Here is a 21,704-nt window from a genome sequence, read left to right on the forward strand (position 1 = left end):
ATTAAGCTCATATGGAAGAATTACGACTAGCATTTTTAGTCATTGGTGCGGTAGCCATCATCGGTATCTTGATGCATGGTATGTGGAGTGTGCGTAAGAACTCACAAGACAAAGGGCACGCGAACCTAGAAACCCAAGATTGGGATGACGATTATGATGATATTGAAGACGTTGATGTCGAGTCTGATTCAGACGTTATCGTGCTCGATCCCGCACTTAAATCAAATAATAAGGTTGAACCTAGTTTAGGTGGCGATAATTTCGACGAGCTCGGCATAGGCGCTGTTCGCGTTGTCAGCCAAGCCCCCAAAAAGCCCAATTCAGATGAAACTGATGAATCTAAGGATATCCCTGAAACTGACTTATCTGACGGTGCCAATGAAGTGGTTAAAGAACAGATAAAAGAATCAGAAGAAACCAAACCTAAGATTTATTCTTCTGTTGTGACTCAGCCCAAGCCTGAATATGCTGCACAGCAAGTTCATGCCATGCGCAGTCGAATGAGTGCAATTGACAATACTGATCCGAGTGATATTCCAGAACCTCCGCCGTTTTTGCTTAGAACGAGTGGCGAAGAATCTACAGACGAGGCGAACACAGCCGATTCAACAATCGATTTTTCGGCGATAGAACAAACCGCCCCCAGAGCTGACGTAAAACAAAAGCCAGTTGTGAAAACGCCGCCTTCAGATAAACCAGTAGCGCCGTTGCTAACCGAACCTAAAATAGAACCTGAAATTAAAGCTCAGACCGCTCCAGAAAGTAAGGTAAGCCTTGCTGACCAAGCCCGTAATTTTGTTAAGCGCAGTAAATCTGAGCCTAAATCACGAAAACGTAAAGAGCCGCAAATTCGTGAAGACCAAATGAAGATCGATTTTGATGATCCTGAGCCTGAGATTGATGGCCACGGTGAACAAAATAAATCGCAAAATGCCACAAACGCGCCAAGTAAAGAAAATAACCAACCACCAGAACAACAGGTGCTCGTGCTTAACGTGCGAGCGAGCGATGATAATCCCATTCAAGGAGCTGCATTGCTGCCTATGTTATTAACCCTTGGTTTTAAATTTGGTGACCAAGATATTTTCCATCGTCACGTGAATAGTAATGGTAAAGGTCCGGTATTATTTAGCTTGGCTAATATGTTCAAACCAGGCGTGTTTGATATTGATAATTTGGAAAACTTTAATACCTTAGGTGTGTCATTATTTATGATGTTGCCGATTGAAGGAGATCCCCATCAAGTCTTCAATATGATGCACAATGCCGCTCGAAAAATTGCCGATGAATTTTCTGCCCAAGTACTTGACGGAAGACGCAGTGCTTTGACGAAACAAAGTTTGCAGCAGTATGTTGAGAAAATCAGAGAGTTCGAAAGAAAGCGAATGATCGCGCGCTAAATTACAATTTATTGGGGCAGTAACTTTACTGTCCCCAGATTAACCTTTCCCATCTATTCCGTTTTGCAGGTAATTACATGAGCCAATCTGCCGACCTTTTGCAGCAGTTAAACGACATTCGCACACAAATTAACGAATATAATTATCAATATTACGTATTGGATGATCCTTCGGTGCCAGACGCCGAATACGATCGTTTAATGGGTGAACTGAATGCTATCGAAAAACAGCACCCTGAATTAATTACCGCTGACTCGCCTAGTCAGAAAGTGGGTGGGGCGGCTTTATCCGCGTTTACTCAGGTTGAACATGAAGTGCCGATGTTGTCGCTAGATAATGCCTTTAATAACGACGAGCTGAGCGCGTTTAACAAACGAATACTTGATAGGCTTAAACAAGATATTACCTTGGAATATAGCTGCGAACCTAAACTAGATGGGCTAGCGGTTAGTATCTTATATGAAAATGGCATTTTGATAAGGGCCGCCACTCGAGGCGATGGACGAGTAGGGGAAAACATTACCAGCAATGTGAAAACCATTAAAAACGTTCCGTTAATGTTACGTGGCGATAATTTCCCCGCACGTTTGGAAGTTCGAGGCGAGGTGTTCATGCCTAAAAAGGGGTTTGAGCAACTTAATCAAAGGCAACGCAATGCTGATAAAAAGGTATTCGCCAATCCGCGTAATGCCGCTGCCGGAAGTCTTCGGCAACTTGATCCTAAAATAACTGCGAGTCGCCCATTGTTATTCTATGCCTACTCAATGGGCTTGGTGGAACAAGAGGTGCAAGAGCTAGCCAACAAACACAGTGAACGTTTAGCCCAGTTAGTGGCTTGGGGACTGCCTGTTTGTAACGAAATCTCAGTGGCCTTAGGAGATCAAGAGTGCCATGATTATTTTGCTAAAATTGGTCAAATGCGCGATACATTAAGTTATGAAATAGACGGAGTTGTGTTCAAAGTTAATGATATTGCGCTTCAACAAGAGTTAGGATTCGTGTCAAGAGCGCCGCGATGGGCCATCGCACAAAAGTTTCCAGCGCAAGAACAAATGACAAAGCTAATTGATGTTGAGTTTCAAGTTGGCCGTACTGGCGCGATTACACCTGTTGCCCGTTTAGAGCCGGTATTTGTTGGTGGTGTAACCGTTTCTAATGCGACTTTACACAATCAGGACGAAATCCAGCGGCTGGGCGTTAAAAAAGGCGATACGGTGATCATTCGCCGAGCTGGCGACGTAATTCCTCAAGTGGTCTCTGTTGTGGCTAAAATGAGACCTGAGGATGCCACTGAAATCACTTTCCCAACTCAATGTCCTATTTGTGACTCAGCTGTTGAGAAAATAGAAGGTGAAGCTGTTGCTAGATGCAGCGGTGGCCTATTTTGTCCCGCTCAGCGTAAGGAGGCGATGAAACACTTTGCATCTAGAAAAGCACTCGATGTAGACGGTTTAGGCGATAAATTAATTGAACAACTCGTTGATTTGGATTTAGTTAAAAGTCCTGCCGACTTTTTTAAATTAGACTTAGCACAACTGTCCAATATGGAACGTATGGGTGAAAAGTCGGCAGCTAATCTAGTCAATGCATTGTTAGATGCCAAACATACTACATTTCCTAAGTTTTTGTATTCTCTAGGTATTCGAGAAGTAGGTGAAGCAACCGCGGCTAACTTGGCAAACCACTATTGCACTTTAGATGCACTTAAATCAGCGGATCAAGAATCCTTGCAAGAAGTCAGTGATGTTGGTGTGATTGTGGCCGCCCATGTGTTTCATTTTTTGCGTGAACCCCACAATATTCAAGTCATCGATGATTTGCTTGACGCAGGAATAACATGGCCAGAAATCATTCCCAAAACCGCTGATGAGTTACCACTGAAAGAGCAAACGTTCGTTTTGACTGGCACCATGGAAACCATGGGACGTAGTGAAGCTAAAGCGCAATTACAACTTTTGGGAGCTAAGGTATCAGGCAGTGTCTCTGCAAAAACAGATTACTTGGTGGCAGGTGAAAAAGCCGGCTCTAAACTCACTAAGGCACAAGATCTGGGCGTGGCGGTTCTCACCGAACAAGACTTGATTGACCTACTGGCACAATATTCGTGAATTGTTACTAATATTTACTCAAAAGGTAACTTGTTTAGGTTATCCATTGTTTACAGCCTATGTAGATAGGCTGTAATGCTCTTATCAGTAAATAAGGAATAACTTGTATGCCCACAAACATGAAAACCACAGAAAACGATTCAGAAGTCTTGAGTTTTATTAATAGTGTTGAGAATGCACAACGTCAGCAAGATGCTTTGGTTCTGTTACAAATATATACTGAGATCACAGCTCAAAAAGCAAAAATGTGGGGAAGTTCAATTGTTGGTTTTGGTCGATACTCCTATACGTTGGCAAACGGTAAACAACAACAGTTTATGCGTAGTGGATTTTCCCCGCGAAAACAAAACTTAACGATTTATGTCGGCGCAATGTTGTCTGAAGATCAGAGCTTATTGGCAAATTTAGGTAAACATAAAACCAGTAAAGCATGCTTGTATATCAATAAGTTAGCGGATATTAACCTGGAGGTTTTAAAACAAATCATTACTCAAGACTTAACCATTATGGATATTCGTTATCCCCAATAAGCATTAGCTTATAGGCCTATGTAGACACGCTAGGGGTTATTGTGTGGTCGCAATTTACGTTTATTCCAAGCTTTATTTACTGAATATCGCCAAATGGCATCAAGGCTAAAGTAACCCACAATACCGCACACGATTGAGCAAATCCCACAGCCTACTAAAAACGCCGGACCTATGGTTTCCATACTTTGCACAACCCAATCCCAACTGAGTTGAAATTTAAAATGGCGCTCTGGTGTGCCTAACACCTTGGTACCTAAAAGATATGCAAGATAAAACATTGGAGGCATGGTAAATGGGTTAGTTACCCACACTGTTGCCATTGAAAGGGGAAGGTTAACCCGCAAAGGAATGGCAGAAGCAGCTGCTAACCACATTTGAAATGGCACCGGCCACCAGGCGAAAAATAACCCAATACCAAAAGCACCTGAAGCTGATTTTCTATTCAAATGCCACAAATTGGGGTCATGAAGTACAGTTCCGAACATTTTTAACGCTTTATGGTTCTTGATCGTTTGATGATCTGGTAAAAAGCGTTTAATAATCTTTTTAGGCATAGTTAACCGAATTTCATACCACTGTTGAGGCAAAGGAATTGCTAAACACTATACAACGTAATAAACAACTTTGGCTTGTCAGTTTTGTGACAATTGCAGTGTCCAGTATTTTGTGGACGCATCTACCGAGTTCCTATTTGTTGCCAGTATTACTTCTAATTGCCTGGCTGTTCACACGAAATCCCCTAGTTATGCCCTTTTCAAGCGCACTATTTATCTCAGGGGCGCTATTTGCAATTGTGTGGATGGCGAGTGTAGGCCATTGGCGGGTTAATTGGCAACTACCAGAGCAAGATATTCGACAAATTAGACAAGTTACAGGTTCAATCGAAACAATCGTAAGTGCGAAACAAAGCGCAAGATTCAATTTAATAGTCGCAAGCATTAATGGCCAAACTCACTATCGAAAGTCGCGCATTAGACTAACTTGGAAATCACCTACATGGCCTCTAAAGCAAGGACAAGTCGTTGCTTTAAAGATTAAACTAAAACCTATTCATGGACTGGCGAACGAGGGCAGTTTTGTCTATCAGAAATGGTTACTCTCGCAAAACATCGTTGCTACAGGCTATGTTCTTAACAAAGAAGCGCATTTAATCAATGATACTTCGACATTGCGGCAACAGTTAATTGATAAATTTGAGCGACTTAATTTGCAACACAGTGGCTGGATAGCGGCAATTACGTTTGGCGATCGTTCCGGTTTAGAAGCCGATGATTGGCAAATGATTCAAGCTACAGGAGTCGCCCATTTAGTGGCTATTTCTGGTCTACATTTAGGTGTTGTGGCGTGGTTATGTTACTTGCTATTTAATCTCGTTTTACGTTTGTTGTGTTTTTATTCTTCGTTATCTCAACGGATTAATTATCACCACATTTCGCTTCTAACGACATTAATTTGCACGTTTTTTTATGCTTACTTGGCGGGGTTTTCGTTGCCAACGTTAAGAGCATGGATCATGTTATCGGTATGGGCAGTGCTGCTAATAACAGCGCGCTTTATCACATTTAAATGGTTTATCTTAGGCAATATTTTTATCTTTATACTCATTGCTCCTATGAGTTTGTTGAGTGCCAGTTTCTGGTTGAGTTTTGGTGCTATCGCTTTTATTGGTTTAGTCACCTGGCTATGGCCTGCGATTCCACAAGATACGAGCGCTCAAACGTTATCTTCGAAGATTAAACAAAAGTGCAAAGTGGTTTTACGATTACAACTTATGCTGTGTTTTTTGATGATGCCCATTGTCGCTGTGTATTTTTCTATGATTTCAGTGAGCTCTCCTATTGTTAACCTACTTGCCGTTCCTTTGGTGACCTTATGCATAGTACCCATGTGTTTAATTGGCTGTTTGCTGCTCTTGTGTTGTGAATATTTGGCCGCATTTGTATTTTCTTGGATTGACTGGATGTTAGATAATAGCCTTGACGGTTTAGCGTTCTTTGCTCAAATGAGTTGGTCTCGTATTGAACTTCCCGGTATTCCAATTTTGGTCTGGGCGTGCGTATTTTTGGTATTGCTGGCGGTATGTATGCCAATTAAAAGCAGGTTTAAAGTGCTGAGTTTTATTGGGATTATTCCGCTAATAAGTTACTTTTTACCAGCAAACACGGACACATGGAAGGTGCATATTCTGGATGTCGGGCAGGGGCTTTCAGTATTGATTGAGCAAGATCAAAAAGCACTGTTATATGACACTGGAGCTGCATATCCTAGTGGATTTAATATGGCACAGGCGGTAGTGCTACCTGTTTTGAAAAGTCAAAATATCACATCGCTTGATTGGGTGATTGTGAGTCATTTTGACAATGATCACGCTGGCAGTTTAGCGCAATTATTTGCGGGGGTTAAGGTCACAGGTTTCATTTCGAATCAAGATGTATGTGATAGTAACCTATTTGTTAAGTGGCATGACTTAACCATAACTGGGCTTTGGCCTTTAGCGGGAAGTAAGGGGATTGGCAATGATCACTCTTGTGTTGTTTTAGTGTCAGATGGTCATCAGAGTATCTTACTGCCTGGAGACATTAGTAAGCAGGTTGAACACAAATTAATGAATAAATACCAAAGTTTGTTAAATGTGGATATTTTAGTGGCGGCTCATCATGGCAGCGACACATCGTCAGTCATGCCTTTTATTAGGGCAACTGCGCCGCAATATGCTATTTTCAGTCAAGGTTATTTAAATCGTTGGGATTTTCCAAAACAGCAGGTGGTAAATCGTTATGTGGAGCAAGATATCCATCTAATTTCTACCGCGGAGTCTGGGCAAATTAGTTTTGAGTTATCTTTGCGCGGTGAACCAATTAAGGTCATTGGTTTTCGTGATAAAGGACTACAAAGCTGGTTTAATCGATATTTATGGCATTAATAGAGTCCATTTGTATCAAAAATAAACAATTAGAGTTGGCATAAATAAATTTTATGCAATCATCATTTTAATCGTAATATCAATTTTTAATAGATTGGAATTACAGCTATAATCAACAAGTTATCTAACGTATAAGTTGCACATAAATGAATTCAACGCTTCCCACACAATCTCTGTTTAAACGTTTTATGGTTTATTTGAAGGAATTCAAATTAGCGTTTTTAATGGCGATTATTGGCATGATCGGATATGCCGCTATTGATTCTTGGATATTTTCTCAATTACAGCCGATTATTGATAATAGTTTGGGCAATCAAAACTTTGAAACATTGCGTATTGCCGCCTATTTCGTGGTACCAATATTTATCGCTCGTGGCTTATTTAATTTCATGGGAACTTACATATTGTCATGGATTGGCAGCCATATTGTCATGAAAATGCGCCAGCAATTATTCGAAAAATACATGTATCTTCCAGTTTCATATCATGATGATAATGCGTCTGGCGGACTGATTTCGAAAGTCATTTATGATACTGAACAAGTTTCAGGTGCAGGCAGTAAAGCGTTATTAACCTTGATTCGCGAGGGCGCATTTGTCATCGGTTTATTAGCGGTTATGTTTTATTATTCATGGCAACTTTCATTGGTCTTTATCTTAATCGGCCCCGTGGTTGCGGTCATAGTGTCAATCGTCAGCAAACGATTCCGTCAGGTCAGTAAAACGATTCAGCAAACGATGGGCAACTTAACCTCGTCAGTTGAGCAAGTTATCAAAGGTCATAAAGTTGTATTGATGTTTGGTGGCCAAAAACAAGAAAAATTAAAATTTACCGAACGTAATAACCACAATCGCCAGCAAAATATGAAATTAGTTGTGGCCCGTGTGTTGAGCGTTTCATCCATCCAGATTTTAGCTTCCATTGCATTGGCAGTGGTTTTGTATATTTCTAGCTTACCTAGCATGGTAGAAGATCTTACTCCTGGAATTTTTACAACCGTTGTGGTTTGTATGACAATGTTGCTCAAACCCCTCAAGCAACTTACCACGGTGAACAGTGAGTTTCAAAAGGGCATGGCTGCCTGTGCCAGTGTGTTTGACGTGCTCGATCAAGAAATTGAATTGGATACTGGCAGCAGACAAATTAGTCGCCTGAAGGGTAAAATTGAATTCGACAATGTCACCTTCACTTATCCTGATACACCCACGCCAGCGTTAAATAACATATCTTTTAAAGTTGAAGTGGGCCAAACCTTTGCTTTAGTCGGTCGTTCTGGCAGTGGCAAATCAACCATCTCTAGTTTATTGACGCGTTTTTATAATATTCAACAGGGGCAAATTCGTTTAGACGATATACCCATTGAAGAAATAAAGCTAACTGATTTACGTAAACAATTTGCATTGGTTTCTCAACACGTTACGCTTTTTAATGACACCATTTTTAACAATATCGCCTATGCGTCTGAGGACATTGACAGCTCCCGCGTGTACGAAGCGGCTAAAATTGCCCATGTGCAGGAATTTGTTGATCAATTGCCTGAAGGTTACAACACTATGGTAGGCGAGAACGGTTTGAAGTTATCTGGTGGTCAACGCCAACGAATAGCCATTGCTCGCGCAATTTTGCTTGATGCTCCCATATTAATTTTGGATGAGGCGACCTCGGCACTAGACACTGAATCGGAACGTTTAATTCAAGATGCATTAGATAAATTACAACAAGATAGAACCAGTATTGTTGTTGCTCATCGTTTGTCTACGATTGAGAATGCTGACCAAATAATGGTGATAGAGCAAGGCAAAATAATTGAGCAAGGAGATCACCAAACATTATTGCAACAACAAGGTGCTTATTCTCAGTTACATAGTTTGCAATTTAGTGAAGGGAATAAACAATAAGTGACTTTTATTGAAAAAGTTTGGTTTGATAATTTACCCCAATATCAATTAGTCAAATGGGTGTTATTGCCACTTACCTGCCTGTTTTGGTTGTTGTCGGGTTTACGGCGAGCTGGATATAAGTTGGGGTGGCTGAAAAGCCATAAAATACCGGTTCCGGTTATTGTGGTGGGAAATATCTCGGTGGGCGGAAACGGTAAAACCCCGTTAGTGGTTTATTTAGCAAAGTGGTTAACTGAACAAGGTTATAAACCCGGTATTTTGAGCCGAGGTTATGGTGGTAACGCATCTTTATTTCCATCCAGTGTCGACTTTGAAAGCGATGTTAATCGCGTTGGCGATGAACCTTTGCTAATCAAACGGCGCGCCAATTGCCCAGTCGTTATTGATCCTAAACGTCCACGTGGCGCCAAATACTTGGTCGATAAACACCAGTGTAATGTAGTGATTTGTGATGATGGGTTGCAGCACTATGCATTGCAGCGTGATATTGAAATTGTGGTTATTGACGGGGCAAGAAAACACGGTAATGGTTGGTTATTACCAATGGGGCCGTTGAGGGAAAAGCAAAGTAGATTGAAAACCGTCGATTTTGTTATTAATAACAGCGGTATACCAATACCACCTGAGATACCCATGGAAATTAAATCTGGGGACTTTATTAATGTAAAGGATGGCAATCAGCACAAAGCGGTTGCAGATTTTAACGAGCCCGTTACGGCTATTGCAGCAATTGGCAATCCTCAGCGCTTTTATAATTTGTTAGCGCATTTACAAGTACCGGTAAAACAACATATTTCATTTCTTGATCACTACCAATTTAAACAACTAGACTTTCCTAATGGTACTATCGTCATGACTGAAAAAGATGCGGTAAAATGTCGTGACATAGCCAAAGATAGTTGGTGGTTTTTGCCAATTTATGCAAAATTACCGGAAAGTTTTACGCAACAACTAAAACAAAAACTAGACTCTATTGATAAGGATACATAAAGCGAATGGCATTTGATAAAAAACTACTGGAAATACTGGCGTGTCCAGTATGTAAAGGTAAGCTGCAATATCAGGCTAAAGACTCTGAGTTGATTTGTCGGTTTGACCGGTTAGCATATTCAATTAAAGATAATATTCCGGTTATGCTTGAAAATGAAGCACGGGAGTTAACATCCACTGATATAGAAAATTTGGATAAAGCGAAACAATGAAATTTACCGTGATTATTCCTGCTCGCTATGCATCTACGCGGTTTCCTGGAAAACCACTAGTTGAAATTGGCGGTAAACCAATGGTTCAACACGTTTATGAGAGAGCGCTGGAAGCAGGGGCTACCCGAGTGATAGTGGCTACCGATGATGCGCGTATAGCAAAAACCGTCACCGATTTTGGTGGTAATTACTGTATGACAGCTGCACATCACGAATCAGGCACGGAAAGGCTGGCAGAAGTGGTGGATGTCGAAGGTTTGTTAGCACACGAATTAGTTGTCAATGTGCAGGGGGACGAACCTTTTATCCCCGCCGAGAATATACGCCAAGTAGCAGAGAATTTATTTCAATATAAAGACGCTGAAATGGCGACCTTGGGAGTCAAGATTACCGATGTTGAAGACGCCTTCAATCCAAACGTGGTAAAAGTCGTAACCGATAAGATGGGCTATGCGTTGTATTTTTCTCGCTCAGCAATACCCTATGACAGATCACGCTTTATGGACGCCGACAGTATTGATGAAATTGGTGATTTTTACCTAAGACATATTGGCATTTATGCCTATCGAGCTGGCTTTATTAAGCAATATGTCAATATGGCGCCATCAGGGCTTGAACAGATAGAATCATTAGAACAATTGCGTGTTTTATGGCATGGAGAACGCATCCATGTTGATGAAGCGCAAAAAGCGCCACCAACAGGAATTGATACTCCTGAAGATTTAGAAAAGCTGATTCAAACCTTACAAAATGGAGAGTGATAATGCCAAATGCAGTTATAACCGGTGCAAATCGCGGTATTGGGTTGGAATTAACCAAGCAGCTTTTAGCCCAAGGTTGGGACGTGTATGCGTTATGTCGTAACAGTTCGGACGAGTTAGATAAAAGTGGAGCTAAGGTCGTTACAAAAGTCGATGTAGGCAATCCCGACTCACTACCGAGTGCATTAGCCAAAATAAAAGATGTGAAAATTGATTTATTAATCAATAACGCTGGCGTGTTAGGTAGAGATTCAATAAAAGAGTGGGACCCTCATACGATTGAACATCAATTTAGAGTCAATGCCCTAGGCCCGTTACTCGTTACCCAAACCTTGCTAGAGCAGTTTAAAAAAGGCGCTAAAGTAGCTCATATCACCAGTCGAATGGGATCGTTGACCGACAATAGCTCTGGTGGTTATTACGGCTATCGAATGTCTAAAGCTGCCCTTAATGCCGTCGGTGTTTCTATGGCAAACGATCTTAAGGAACGTGGCATAGCTGTTGCGTTATTGCATCCTGGCTATGTTCAAACTGAAATGGTCAGTTATGGTGGAGATATCTCAGCACAAGATGCAGCATCGCGTCTATTGACTCGCATTGAAGAGTTAAATTTAGATAATACTGGTAGCTTTTGGCATTCCAATGGTGAGATTTTACCTTGGTAAAGTATTTCTGTTAAACCCCATGCAAAAACTTAAACAACGCTATACCGGAAAATTAGTTCGAGTGCTGTGTGGGGTACTCTTTCTTTTTTATCTGCACAGTGCAGCGGCGAATCAAGTGATTCATGTGGCGGTTGCAAGTAACTTTTTATCTACGTTAAAACAATTAAAGTCTGAGTTTGAACGCACCCACAATAGCAAAATTTTAATTAGCGCAGCCTCTACCGGAAAATTGTATGCGCAAATTTCCCACGGCGCGCCATTCGATATATTTTTTTCCGCCGACGATGTACGCCCTCAACAGTTGGAAGCGCTAGGTTTTTCCAAACAACACAAGGCATTTACCTATGCCTATGGGAAGCTAGTAGTGTTTCATCCGAGTATTGAATCAACGCAGTTTTCGTTAAGCCAGTTAGCCAACAATCGTGTTGAACATATTGCGATTGCCAATCCAAAACTGGCACCTTATGGGGTAGCGGCTAAAAATTGGCTACTGAGTAAAGGCATTTGGCAAGCAGTAAGTGATAAAATTGTAATGGGAGAAAATATTAATCAAGCCATGCAATTTGTGAAATCAGGCAATGCGCAAGTTGCCATAGTTGCGTTGAGTATGATGAAGGAAGAGCCTATCAGTGCGTTTACTGAGTTGCTGACGACAGATTATCAACCCATAAGACAACAAGGAATTTTACTGTCCAATAATAAAAATACTGCCCAATTCGCAGCCTTTTTATTTACTGAACCTGCTCAAACCATCATTCAGCAAAATGGTTACATCTTGCCATGATGTTAAGCGAAACGGATTTAATAGCCTTTTGGCTAACCATTAAATTAGCACTTATATCCACCGTTTTATTATTAGTGATAGGCTTTCCATTAAGCTTTTGGTTAGCTAAATCTAAGTGGCGTTATAAGTTTATATTTGAAGCATTAGTGGCGCTTCCTTTAGTTTTACCTCCTACCGTTCTTGGTTTCTATTTATTAATTTTGATGAGTCCAAATGGGGTGTTGGGAGAAATATCCAATGCGCTAGGAACTGGTAATTTAGCCTTTAGTTTTACCGGCTTGATCATAGGCTCTTGCATCTATTCTTTGCCGTTTGTCATTCAACCTCTGCAAACTGCATTTGTAAATTTGCAACAACGTCCGTTAGATGTAGCTGCAACGTTAGGGGCGTCAAAGTCAGAACGCTTGTTTCGGATTATCATTCCATTGTTAAAACCAGGGATCATCAGTGCTGCAGTCTTAGGGTTTGCTCATACCTTAGGAGAGTTCGGTGTAGTGTTAATGATTGGAGGTAATATTCCTGGTCAAACTCAAGTGGTTTCAATCGCAATATACGAACACGTAGAATCACTTGAGTATCAACAGGCACATTGGTTAGCAGGCACATTGTTGTTGTTTTCGTTTGTTTTGTTGTTAATTGTTTATGCAACCAACAAAGGTTTCAAAGTGGTGAATAAATGAGCCTATTGGTACGTTTCTCGAAACCACTAAAGAGTAGAACGATTGACGTTAAACTAGATGTTAACAGTGCTGGTGTGACGGCCATCTTCGGTCCATCTGGTGCGGGTAAAACAACTTTGCTGAGGGTTATTGCTGGATTAGATAAATATCCGAACGCTGAAGTCACTTTTGATAAAAAAGTTTGGCAGAATGCGAGTACATGGATTGCCCCTGAGAACCGTCACATCGGTATGGTGTTTCAACAACCGAGTTTGTTTGAACATCTAAATGTTGCGCAAAATATTTACTTTTACCAAGGATTAAAAGCCCATAAAGGTCGCAAAAAGCGGTTTGATGTTTCGCAGTTAATTGAATTATTGCAGTTAACTCCCTTGTTAAATCGCTTACCTAAAACATTATCAGGTGGCGAGCAGCAAAGAGTCGCTATCGTCAGAGCTTTAGCGACACAACCCGATTTATTATTGATGGATGAGCCGCTGTCTGCTTTAGATGAGCAACTTAAAAGCCAATTTTTAGATTATTTAGAACCTTTACTTGAACAAATAGCGATACCCGTCATCTATGTTACCCATTCTAAGTCTGAATTGGCCCGAGTTGCTAAACAGGTAGTGTTGATGGATAAAACAGGTATTACAGGGCAGGGGGAAAGTACAGAATTACTCACAGATCTCAATCAACCATTGACCTTGGGATCAGATCTTCAAAGTGTATTAAGTGCCAAGGTTGAATTGATTGATGAGCAACAGCATGTCAGCGCTTTAAAAACCCAAGCTGGACAGCTTTGGGTAAGTGTTATCAACAAACCAATAGAGCAACGAATGAAGGTGGTGATACACGCAAAAGACGTAAGTGTGAGTTTATCCCGGGCTGCAGATACCAGTATCCTTAATGTGCTGCCAGCCGACATAATGGATTTTAAGTTCACTGCAAACGGTAGTGTTATTTTAAAATTGAAAGTAGGCACTAGTGTTATTCTCAGTCAAATTACCCAACGATCCTTTGAGCAATTAAAGTTAGCCAAACATCTTCGAGTGTTCGCACAAATCAAAGGTGTTGTTTTAAAGTAAGTGTATGCAGATGAACAGAAAAGTGTATTAACAATGACTATGCAATGTATATACATTGACTATCATATGGATATCGGTCAATATTGCATCATCACGAGAGCAAACCTTACTTTTAATTGGCGTTTTGGAGATTATTTTGCAGCATAAAAAATCAAAGAAAAATAGCCAGCTAATTGTTAGGATTAATGATCAGGAACGAGCTGAATTTGTGAAGCTTTGTGACGAGTTAGATACAAGCGCAGCCCGTGAAGTTCGGCGTTTTATTCGTGATTTTTTAAAACAACACAAGGATCGAGATTAATCGATTAGTGTTTGTATTTTCATCATTTTTTAAGGAGATGCCAGCATGGCTAAAGTAAAGACTTTGAAAGCAAAAATTAAGACCAGTAAAGCGAAAATCGCAAAGCAAAAAAATAAACTAGCAAAATTGAAAAAGCAGCTTAAAAAAGCGAAATAATTATTGGGCGTTCTGTCCCAATTTTCCTAAGTAGAAGTTGTTTGCGGAAATTCTTTAAAAGAATTTCCGCTTTTTTTTTACGATTTCAGACCGTTCTAGTGGCCAATGCCGGCGGGATATTCGCCGCTTTTTGTGCGGGGCCAAATACCGCTATTTGCCCTACAATCCAAAGTACTAACATACCTGCGGGCACAAAATACCAATCTAGTGCATTCAGGCTAAACATATTCACTAACAACATATTTAAACCAACTGTTAGTACGGCACCTAAGACGACACCTACAGTGCTTATCAAAAAATTCTCAATCATGAAGTAACGCACAATCGACCCTTGACTTGCCCCTAACGCTCTCCGTGTGCCTATTTGTTTTTTACGACGATTAACACTAAAGCTGGCTAAACCAACAATACCTAACCCGGTTACTATGGTAAGGATTACCATAGTGGTTGAAAGTATTTTTATCATCGCGGTATCTCCGCGATAGCTGCGTTCTCGTGTTTCTTGAACGGTACGCATGTTGCGAATAATGCGTTGTTTATTTGATGAGGCTAGCGCTTCTTCAATAATCGGCATTATTGCATCACGTTGTCCTGGTAGAGCGCGGATATAGTAGCGATTGGACTCAAACTCGGTTAACTCCGGTGTAAGAACTGTGTGTTCTAAGTCATCCCAACCCACCCAAGGAGCTTGAATTTTATCGACAATCCCTTTTACGATCATAGGTTCTGTTTGACGAATATAAATGGTTTTACCCACTACATTTTGATAAGGGATATCCGCAAATAAAGACTCCGCAAGGACTTTAGTAATAAGTACATTATCAGGCCAATCGGTCACACTTCGTTGCCGCCACCTCACGTCGTTCGGTAAGAAGTTTTCACCGGCAATTACTTCTAAATCAAGTGCATTGATGGCGTGTTCATCGACCATATAAATCGCAGCGCCTTCGCTTTCTTTTTCTTCGCCTGGTTCAGTTTGAAAACTCATCGACCAGCCACCACCACTCACAGGAATGGCGTTAATTTGGATTGCATCTAGTACCCCAGGCGTAGCGCGGATTAATGCTAAATCATCAATGGCGGTACTTTTAGGATCAAAACTCGTACCAAAACCTGTAGTGGTTAGGTAAAAGCTATTGGCCTCATCGATGCCGCTGTCTCGCTCGATACGTTGCGCACGTTCAAGAATAATAAATATTGAATTGACCACTATTGTCATAGTGACGGCAATTTGTATTGCAATCAAAATGGCACCCACCTTGTTGCGCATTAAAGCACGAAAGATTGGACCAATTTCCCATTGATTAGAGCTCATAGTCTTCTCCTTATTGACTTTTTAATTGGCTGGCTGGGGCGATGTTACAGGCGCGCCAAGTAGGGTACATGCCGGCTAAAATACTCGAAACTAACGCAAGTAAAATCGCACTGGCCATCATGGTAATATCCAGTCCAACTAAATTTTGCACAAACTCACCGTACAAAGATTTAATACCTTCGAGTCCAAGAAAGGCTAAACCCAGTCCCAAAATACCGCCGGCTATGCCAATGCAGGCCGTTTCGACGATATGCTGAATAAACAGGTCTGTTTTAGACGCGCCTACCGCTCTGCGTAAACCTATTTCTGCAGCTTTTCCAGTAAATTTTGCCAGCAACAAACCTATGGTATTAAGCAGGCAAACTAATAAAAACATAAAGGACACCCACATCATGATTTGGGCGTCGTCGGCAACCACTTCTTGGTTTTCCATCCATTCCATGACGTTAGAAAGGCGGTTGTTCAATGGGCGGGAAAAACGTCCTAAGGCTTTTTGTTCGTTGACATAGTTATTTAAAAAATCCATGTACTGGGCTTTTTCATTTGCGTTTCTAAGTTCAACCCACATCTGATAGTTAACACACTCAGATTGTAAAAATGCAGCAAAACCTTCACCTTCTGGAGTTTTCCAACAATTGGTATTGCCGCCATTAGATAATTCTAATTCTTGCTTCATATAAAACGGCATAAAGACTTCTTCGGTTTCATCAAAGGCACCAGTGGTGACATCATAAAACCGTGGCACTAACAGCCAATCGTTTAAAACACCCACCACTCGGAAGTTTTCGCCTACAATCCGAATCGTACGACCAACAGAGTTTTCTCCTCCAAACACACGTTCATTCGTGGCTTTGCTGATCACCACCACATATTCTCTATTGTCATCGCTGCTATCAGGCCAGCCACTGCCAAACAAAAAAGGGGCATCAAACATCGGGAAAAAATCAGAAAAGGCTAAACGAATGCTGGCCATAAAGGGCTTCTCATCTTGACCTTGAGGTTCGACAACACCGCCGGTAGAAGCCATGGCTGTTTGCCGATACGCTTGTTTTGCTTGCATCAAATTGGTGGCTTCAGTCCAGGTGATTTGATCCGGTGGCTCATTCGGCTCGCGGGCAGGTTCAAACTGTGACCAACTGTCTAATTGCACATAGAAAAGTTGTTCACTTTTATGGGGAATGGGATTAGCTGACATCAGATAGTTAACTGTTACCGTAGTCATACTTGCACCAATTCCAAGACCAATAGCGGTGATCATCAGGGCACTTAAAATAGGGTTTCGCTTGATGCTTTTTAGGGCCAAACGCAGATAATAAGTAAACATTATTTTTCCTTATCCGTTGGCCGCTTGATTAAGCTCAGCGATAGTGGGCTCAGATGAGTCAGTTAATTCACTGACTTTGCCATCTCGTACGTATATATTGCGTTTGGCTTGGGAAGCCAAATGTTGATCATGGGTCACCATAACGATAGTCGTGCCTTGGTCATTAATTTGTTTGAGTAGCTCCAATACACTTAATGCCATTTTAGTGTCCAAATTTCCGGTTGGTTCATCGGCAAGTAAGAACCGTGGATCACCGGCTAAAGCTCGGGCAATGGCGACACGTTGTTGCTGCCCACCTGAAAGTTGCGAGGGTAAATGCTTCATTCGGTTAGCCAAGCCGACTAATTCGAGACTTTCTTCAATCCGTTTTTTGCGTTCATTACTTTTAAATCCGCGGTAACGAAGGGGCACATCTACATTATCGAACAGGTTTAGGTCAGGGATAAGATTGAAACTTTGAAAAATGAACCCTATTTTTTCATTTCTTAGTTGGCTGCGTTTTTTGTTATTAAGACGACTGACATCTTGACCATCTAGCTGGTAAGTACCACCTTCGAAGGTTTCTAACAAACCTGCAATGTTTAAAAATGTGGTTTTTCCAGAGCCAGAAGGGCCAGTGACGGCGACAAATTCACCTTCATCTACCTGTAAATTGAAATCACGTAAGGCGTGGGTTTCAACCAAATCAGTACGAAATACTTTTTTTACGTCTGTCATTGTTAACATGTGCTTTCCTTAATTCTTTTTGCTTTTAATGTAGGAGTGATTAATTGGTGATGAGAATTCGCTGCGCACCATTGAATTGTTCTGTACCGGAAATGATGATGGTGTCTCCGGCATTCAGACCTTGCATTATTTCAACATTGGATAAACTTCTAATACCGGTGGAAATCGGCGTTTTTTCTGCCATTCCGTCTTTAACCAGATATGCAATGCGGCCACTACCACTGTCTAAGAACTGTCCTCGTTGCACCATTAACACATCTTCCTTACTTTCCATTAGGATGCGCGTGGTTAAGCGTTGGTTTTGACGCAATCCTTGTGGCTGTTCTAAGGCTTCTCCTGCAGCATTGTGGGAGGCGAAACGCACTCTCCCATTCACTTGATTGTTCTCAATTTCAGGTGAGATAGTGACTAGGGTGGCCAAGTGCGTTTCGCCATTGAAACTAACTTCTGCAAGCATACCAATCGCCAAATCGTCTGCGTAGCTTTCTGGAATATCAACTTCTAACTCGAATTCTGATAAGTCCACCACGCTTAGAATGGGCTGATTTTGTGTAACTTGGTTTTTTTGCTGTACCGCTAAATTACCGACGATGCCATTGACTGGAGAGCGCATTGTCAATTCGTCCACTTTGCGTGTTAATTCATCAACCAGCAAAGCTTGTCGTTCCAATTGCAGTTGTTTGGTTTGAATTTCAAAGGCTAAACTCTCTTGGTTTAACTGAGCATCGTGCACCGCATGTTGATGAACGAGTTTGGCATTTTGCAGATCGTCTTGGGCTTTTTCATAATCGATCTGGCTTATGGAGTGGGTAGCATAGGCTTTGTCTGCACGGCGTTTTTCTCGATCTGCGGCAGTGAGTGAGACCAATGCAAGATCGACGGCTTTTTGATTTTCCAGTGCTTGTTTTTTCGCTTGTATTTTTTCTCTGTCCAACTCCATTTGCGAACGCTGTAAACTGGACTCTTCTTGTTTTAGTTCATTGGTCAAAGCTGGGCTGTCGATCAATGCTAACACTTGATTGATCGTCACCGAATCACCGGCATCCACTTTAAAAGTAATAGTACCTTGGGCTGGGCTATACAGACGGGGACTAATAGAGGCTACAACTCTGCCTTGTACAGACAAATCTCTAACCAGATCACCTTTGTGCACGGTGGCAAGTCGTAAACGCTGAGCTGAAACCGAATGGTCTGAACTTGACCAATTACTAAAAGCCGGTGCTAAGCTAAAATAGCAAACGATTAACACTACGCTAATGCCGATAATTATGAACAGTGGTTTTTTATTTTTTTTGCTTGCCAGTACGACATCTTGTCCACTGGTATCTTCAATTTTCATGGTGTTTTCTCTGAAATTATTAGAACAATCACAGAGTAAGTCGCAGCCAGAATTAAAAAGGTTTAAATGATCTTAAAATAAATTTTAAATGGGTGTTACTAAGCGCGGCATGTCATAGGGAATATTGCTTAAAAATAACGCTCGATAGACACGAGCGCGCTACTTATATAAATTTGTGGGTTAGCGATTACGGCCCATTTTGTCATGGCTGCTTACCCAGTGGCCGGCAATGACGGCGCAAGCTAATGAAATGTCACCGGCTAATACGGTCGCAGCAACGATTTCAGCAAATTTATTGGCTTTGTCTTTGCCCACACAATCTAATAGCTGTAAACATTCATTTTGTGTAGGTAAACCTGTTCCGCCACCAAAGGTGGCAACTATTAATGAAGGTAAGGTAACCGCAAGATAAAAATCACCATTGTCTAATAATTCATGGGATAACATACCCGCATGAGACTCAACTACATTCGCTTCATCTTGACCGGTGGCAATATATAAAGACGCGATGCCATTGGCTGAGTGGGGGCCATTATAAGCCGCACCGGCTAATTGCGCGCCATTATTCGCTAGCGTAGTAGCACCTGCTAGCACTTTTGTATCCACATTCATGACACGAGCTAACACTTCTTTTTTCAAGATGATCTCGGCGATCACGCGCTTGCCTCTTGAATGCAGCATATTTAGATGAGAGTGTTTTTTATCGGTATCCATGTTGCCAGAAAGTAAATACATGCAGGGGATGGGGGAGTTTGCTTTAATCCATTCACAGGCCACAAGGGTCGCTTTGCCCACCATATTTTGACCCGCAGCATCACCGGTGGTGTAGTTGAAACGCAAGTATTGTGTTTTCGCCACTGACCATTGTTGAATATGCTCTAATTTGCCAATACTGGTTGTGGTTTCGGATACGGCTTTTATTTGCTCAAAATTTTGTTCTACCCATTGTCCAAAGTCACGGGCTTGTCTGGCATCTTCAAAGATAAACGCTGGAGCACGTTGCATCCAACCTTCAACTACCGTCGTTTTTACCCCGCCACATTCATTTATGACACGCATTCCACGGCTGTAACTGGCCACTAATGTACCTTCAGTGGTGGCAAGTGGGACGTAAAATAAACCTTTGGCATGTTCACCATTAATTTGCACTGGACCGGCAATACCTACTGGCATCTGTACGATTCCAATAAAGTTTTCAATATTGCCTGGTAATACACCAGGATCAATACTGAATTCACCCGTGTATTTTAAATCAGTACCGGTTTTTTGTTTCAGAAACTCCCGTCTGGTTTTCGCCATTTCAACAGTGTGATCATTTTCTGAGTTACGGGGAATCCGAGTATCTTCAGACATAGTAGATTTCCTTATTATCGATAGAGTGCAGGTTTTGCAATAAACGCTGTCTTTCAATTAATACATAATTACACCTACTTAGACAATTTTTTTATCAAAAATATGTAAAATAATTGTTAATTTTGTTGTGCGTTGCTGGTCATTTTCCGTTTAAGTTTATTATTGGTGTCTCGGCTGCTGCGAATGATGTCATCGGAATAAATCGTGTTCTGTTGTTTTGCCATACGGTCGTAGAGCACGACATTCACTGAGGCAGCTAAATTCATACAACCTATGGTAGGGACATACAGTATCTCGTCACACTGATTGAGGATCTGTTGTGGTATGGAGCCATCCTCAGGCCCAAAAACATAAATAGCATTGTCTGGATGTTGAAAGTGAGGCAGTGGTGTCGCACCCTCTACCAGCTCAAAGGCGATTTTTCGATAACCAGCAGGTAAGTCATCAAATATGTTTTCTTTGCCCGTTAGCGGTATGTGTGCATTTGCATTTTTTGTATCGGTAGCGAAATTTTTCGCGTGCTCATAACGTTTGCCTGTATACACAATTGATTTTGCTGAATAACACCCAGCAGCGCGCAGCGCAGCTCCCACATTGGTAGGGCTTTTAGGATTAATGAGACCGACAATATAATGATTCGATTGATTTTGTTGTTGGGGTTTGTCCATTTTTGATTAGCATGATGTGATAGTTTGGACTAGGATACTTTAGATTGGATTATAAAACACCATGGAGCAATTTGATGAGGTTTACTATATTTATTCAAGCATTGGATTTAGGTCAGTGCAAAGATCAAATTCAACGTCAGGCTTTATTTGATATTGCACTTATGTTTGTGATGATTGATGGCGTCATAGATGAGCAAGAAAGAAGCTATATGCAAGGTTGGTTAGCGCAACTAGAATGGTCTAGTGAAACCGATAAATTGGATTATTACAATACGGTAGAGAGTAAAGTTATTGATGCGATAGCTGAAAATGAAATTGAAAACTTTTTAGCCCATCGCGCGATTTTGTTATCCGACCCTTGGATGAAAGAACAAGCGTTACAGCTGGCCGTAGACATCTCACGTGCCGACGGTCAATTAGATGAATCTGAAAAGGCTGCGATAGAATTTTTAATGGTTAAATTGGCAGATAAACGCTAAACGCTAAGAGCAAAAGCCCTTA

The 21,704-nt window shown here is 41.3% G+C and carries 21 protein-coding genes; 14 read left to right on the forward strand and 7 right to left on the reverse strand.

The window, feature by feature from the left end; all coding sequences use genetic code 11:
• Positions 1-11: 11 nt before the first annotated feature.
• The 3 genes from zipA (at position 12) to KO530_RS11460 (ending at position 4,038) form a co-directional block, all read left to right on the forward strand.
• Positions 12-1,400, forward strand: a complete 1,389-nt coding sequence (gene zipA / locus KO530_RS11450; protein WP_216048528.1) for a cell division protein ZipA — start codon at positions 12-14, stop codon at positions 1,398-1,400.
• 77 nt (positions 1,401-1,477) lie between these two features.
• A complete protein-coding gene (ligA, locus tag KO530_RS11455; protein WP_216048529.1) occupies positions 1,478-3,508 on the forward strand; it encodes an NAD-dependent DNA ligase LigA in 2,031 nt (676 codons plus the stop codon).
• A gap of 107 nt (positions 3,509-3,615) precedes the next feature.
• Positions 3,616-4,038 (forward strand): DUF1801 domain-containing protein, encoded by a 423-nt coding sequence (locus KO530_RS11460; RefSeq protein ID WP_216048530.1) that lies wholly within the window; start codon positions 3,616-3,618, stop codon positions 4,036-4,038.
• Between the two features lie 29 nt (positions 4,039-4,067).
• Here KO530_RS11460 and KO530_RS11465 read toward each other — a convergent pair whose 3' ends face one another.
• Positions 4,068-4,592 (reverse strand): DUF2062 domain-containing protein, encoded by a 525-nt coding sequence (locus KO530_RS11465; protein ID WP_216048531.1) that lies wholly within the window; start codon positions 4,590-4,592, stop codon positions 4,068-4,070.
• Positions 4,593-4,630: 38 nt separating this feature from the next.
• On the opposite strand from KO530_RS11465, the gene KO530_RS11470 reads away from it, so the two are divergent.
• The 10 genes from KO530_RS11470 to KO530_RS11515 all read left to right on the forward strand — a co-directional run bounded on the left by KO530_RS11470 (position 4,631) and on the right by KO530_RS11515 (position 14,322).
• Positions 4,631-6,961, forward strand: a complete 2,331-nt coding sequence (locus tag KO530_RS11470) for a DNA internalization-related competence protein ComEC/Rec2 (protein ID WP_216048532.1) — start codon at positions 4,631-4,633, stop codon at positions 6,959-6,961.
• 146 nt (positions 6,962-7,107) lie between these two features.
• Entirely contained in the window at positions 7,108-8,859 is a 1,752-nt protein-coding gene (gene msbA / locus KO530_RS11475) for a lipid A export permease/ATP-binding protein MsbA (protein WP_216048533.1), read from the forward strand.
• Positions 8,860-9,852 (forward strand): tetraacyldisaccharide 4'-kinase, encoded by a 993-nt coding sequence (lpxK, locus tag KO530_RS11480; RefSeq protein ID WP_216048534.1) that lies wholly within the window; start codon positions 8,860-8,862, stop codon positions 9,850-9,852.
• Positions 9,853-9,857: 5 nt separating this feature from the next.
• A complete protein-coding gene (locus tag KO530_RS11485) occupies positions 9,858-10,064 on the forward strand; it encodes a Trm112 family protein (protein ID WP_216048535.1) in 207 nt (68 codons plus the stop codon).
• Positions 10,061-10,825, forward strand: coding sequence for a 3-deoxy-manno-octulosonate cytidylyltransferase (gene kdsB / locus KO530_RS11490; RefSeq protein ID WP_216048536.1), 765 nt, complete (start codon positions 10,061-10,063; stop codon positions 10,823-10,825). Before KO530_RS11485 ends, kdsB begins: the two co-directional genes overlap by 4 nt.
• A gap of 2 nt (positions 10,826-10,827) precedes the next feature.
• Positions 10,828-11,490 carry an SDR family oxidoreductase gene (locus tag KO530_RS11495; protein ID WP_216048537.1) on the forward strand — a complete coding sequence of 221 codons (663 nt, stop codon included), beginning with the start codon at positions 10,828-10,830 and terminating at the stop codon, positions 11,488-11,490.
• Positions 11,468-12,274, forward strand: a complete 807-nt coding sequence (gene modA / locus KO530_RS11500) for a molybdate ABC transporter substrate-binding protein (RefSeq protein WP_216048538.1) — start codon at positions 11,468-11,470, stop codon at positions 12,272-12,274. Before KO530_RS11495 ends, modA begins: the two co-directional genes overlap by 23 nt.
• On the forward strand, positions 12,271-12,954 hold the full coding sequence (gene modB, locus KO530_RS11505) for a molybdate ABC transporter permease subunit (protein WP_216048539.1): 684 nt from the start codon (positions 12,271-12,273) through the stop codon (positions 12,952-12,954). The genes modA and modB overlap by 4 nt, the downstream gene beginning before the upstream one ends.
• Complete coding sequence (modC, locus tag KO530_RS11510) at positions 12,951-14,021, forward strand: molybdenum ABC transporter ATP-binding protein (RefSeq protein WP_216048540.1); 1,071 nt, start codon at positions 12,951-12,953, stop codon at positions 14,019-14,021. The genes modB and modC overlap by 4 nt, the downstream gene beginning before the upstream one ends.
• A 136-nt stretch (positions 14,022-14,157) precedes the next feature.
• Positions 14,158-14,322 (forward strand): hypothetical protein, encoded by a 165-nt coding sequence (locus tag KO530_RS11515; RefSeq protein ID WP_216048541.1) that lies wholly within the window; start codon positions 14,158-14,160, stop codon positions 14,320-14,322.
• Between the two features lie 241 nt (positions 14,323-14,563).
• Here the strand turns inward: KO530_RS11515 and KO530_RS11520 are convergent, their stop codons facing one another.
• From KO530_RS11520 to KO530_RS11545, 6 genes are all read right to left on the reverse strand, one after another.
• Positions 14,564-15,793 carry an ABC transporter permease gene (locus KO530_RS11520; RefSeq protein WP_216048542.1) on the reverse strand — a complete coding sequence of 410 codons (1,230 nt, stop codon included), beginning with the start codon at positions 15,791-15,793 and terminating at the stop codon, positions 14,564-14,566.
• A gap of 10 nt (positions 15,794-15,803) precedes the next feature.
• A complete protein-coding gene (locus KO530_RS11525; RefSeq protein ID WP_216048543.1) occupies positions 15,804-17,117 on the reverse strand; it encodes an ABC transporter permease in 1,314 nt (437 codons plus the stop codon).
• 9 nt (positions 17,118-17,126) lie between these two features.
• Positions 17,127-17,843 carry an ABC transporter ATP-binding protein gene (locus KO530_RS11530; RefSeq protein WP_216048544.1) on the reverse strand — a complete coding sequence of 239 codons (717 nt, stop codon included), beginning with the start codon at positions 17,841-17,843 and terminating at the stop codon, positions 17,127-17,129.
• A gap of 40 nt (positions 17,844-17,883) precedes the next feature.
• Positions 17,884-19,182 carry an efflux RND transporter periplasmic adaptor subunit gene (locus KO530_RS11535; protein WP_216048545.1) on the reverse strand — a complete coding sequence of 433 codons (1,299 nt, stop codon included), beginning with the start codon at positions 19,180-19,182 and terminating at the stop codon, positions 17,884-17,886.
• A 180-nt stretch (positions 19,183-19,362) separates the two neighbouring features.
• A complete protein-coding gene (locus KO530_RS11540) occupies positions 19,363-20,535 on the reverse strand; it encodes a hydroxymethylglutaryl-CoA reductase (RefSeq protein ID WP_216048546.1) in 1,173 nt (390 codons plus the stop codon).
• 116 nt (positions 20,536-20,651) lie between these two features.
• Positions 20,652-21,203, reverse strand: a complete 552-nt coding sequence (locus tag KO530_RS11545; RefSeq protein WP_216048547.1) for an RNA methyltransferase — start codon at positions 21,201-21,203, stop codon at positions 20,652-20,654.
• Between the two features lie 74 nt (positions 21,204-21,277).
• Between KO530_RS11545 and KO530_RS11550 the strand changes: the two genes are divergently transcribed.
• Positions 21,278-21,682 carry a TerB family tellurite resistance protein gene (locus tag KO530_RS11550; RefSeq protein WP_216048548.1) on the forward strand — a complete coding sequence of 135 codons (405 nt, stop codon included), beginning with the start codon at positions 21,278-21,280 and terminating at the stop codon, positions 21,680-21,682.
• The last annotated feature ends 22 nt before the right edge of the window (positions 21,683-21,704 follow it).

The sequence above is a fragment of the Aliiglaciecola lipolytica genome (genome assembly GCF_018860635.1).
In the GTDB taxonomy this organism is placed as follows: domain Bacteria; phylum Pseudomonadota; class Gammaproteobacteria; order Enterobacterales; family Alteromonadaceae; genus Aliiglaciecola; species Aliiglaciecola lipolytica_A.

Excerpts from the sequence above, each read along its gene's own strand:
- modC (WP_216048540.1), top strand. The coding sequence starts at position 12,951 with ATGAGCCTATTGGTACGTTTCTCGAAACCACTAAAGAGTAGAACGATT.
- KO530_RS11520 (WP_216048542.1), bottom strand. The coding sequence starts at position 15,793 with ATGAGCTCTAATCAATGGGAAATTGGTCCAATCTTTCGTGCTTTAATG.
- modB (WP_216048539.1), top strand. The coding sequence starts at position 12,271 with ATGATGTTAAGCGAAACGGATTTAATAGCCTTTTGGCTAACCATTAAA.
- zipA (WP_216048528.1), top strand. The coding sequence starts at position 12 with ATGGAAGAATTACGACTAGCATTTTTAGTCATTGGTGCGGTAGCCATC.
- ligA (WP_216048529.1), top strand. The coding sequence starts at position 1,478 with ATGAGCCAATCTGCCGACCTTTTGCAGCAGTTAAACGACATTCGCACA.
- KO530_RS11530 (WP_216048544.1), bottom strand. The coding sequence starts at position 17,843 with ATGTTAACAATGACAGACGTAAAAAAAGTATTTCGTACTGATTTGGTT.
- KO530_RS11535 (WP_216048545.1), bottom strand. The coding sequence starts at position 19,182 with ATGAAAATTGAAGATACCAGTGGACAAGATGTCGTACTGGCAAGCAAA.
- KO530_RS11550 (WP_216048548.1), top strand. The coding sequence starts at position 21,278 with ATGAGGTTTACTATATTTATTCAAGCATTGGATTTAGGTCAGTGCAAA.
- KO530_RS11460 (WP_216048530.1), top strand. The coding sequence starts at position 3,616 with ATGCCCACAAACATGAAAACCACAGAAAACGATTCAGAAGTCTTGAGT.
- kdsB (WP_216048536.1), top strand. The coding sequence starts at position 10,061 with ATGAAATTTACCGTGATTATTCCTGCTCGCTATGCATCTACGCGGTTT.
- KO530_RS11525 (WP_216048543.1), bottom strand. The coding sequence starts at position 17,117 with ATGTTTACTTATTATCTGCGTTTGGCCCTAAAAAGCATCAAGCGAAAC.
- msbA (WP_216048533.1), top strand. The coding sequence starts at position 7,108 with ATGAATTCAACGCTTCCCACACAATCTCTGTTTAAACGTTTTATGGTT.
- KO530_RS11540 (WP_216048546.1), bottom strand. The coding sequence starts at position 20,535 with ATGTCTGAAGATACTCGGATTCCCCGTAACTCAGAAAATGATCACACT.
- KO530_RS11465 (WP_216048531.1), bottom strand. The coding sequence starts at position 4,592 with ATGCCTAAAAAGATTATTAAACGCTTTTTACCAGATCATCAAACGATC.
- KO530_RS11485 (WP_216048535.1), top strand. The coding sequence starts at position 9,858 with ATGGCATTTGATAAAAAACTACTGGAAATACTGGCGTGTCCAGTATGT.
- KO530_RS11495 (WP_216048537.1), top strand. The coding sequence starts at position 10,828 with ATGCCAAATGCAGTTATAACCGGTGCAAATCGCGGTATTGGGTTGGAA.
- modA (WP_216048538.1), top strand. The coding sequence starts at position 11,468 with ATGGTGAGATTTTACCTTGGTAAAGTATTTCTGTTAAACCCCATGCAA.
- KO530_RS11545 (WP_216048547.1), bottom strand. The coding sequence starts at position 21,203 with ATGGACAAACCCCAACAACAAAATCAATCGAATCATTATATTGTCGGT.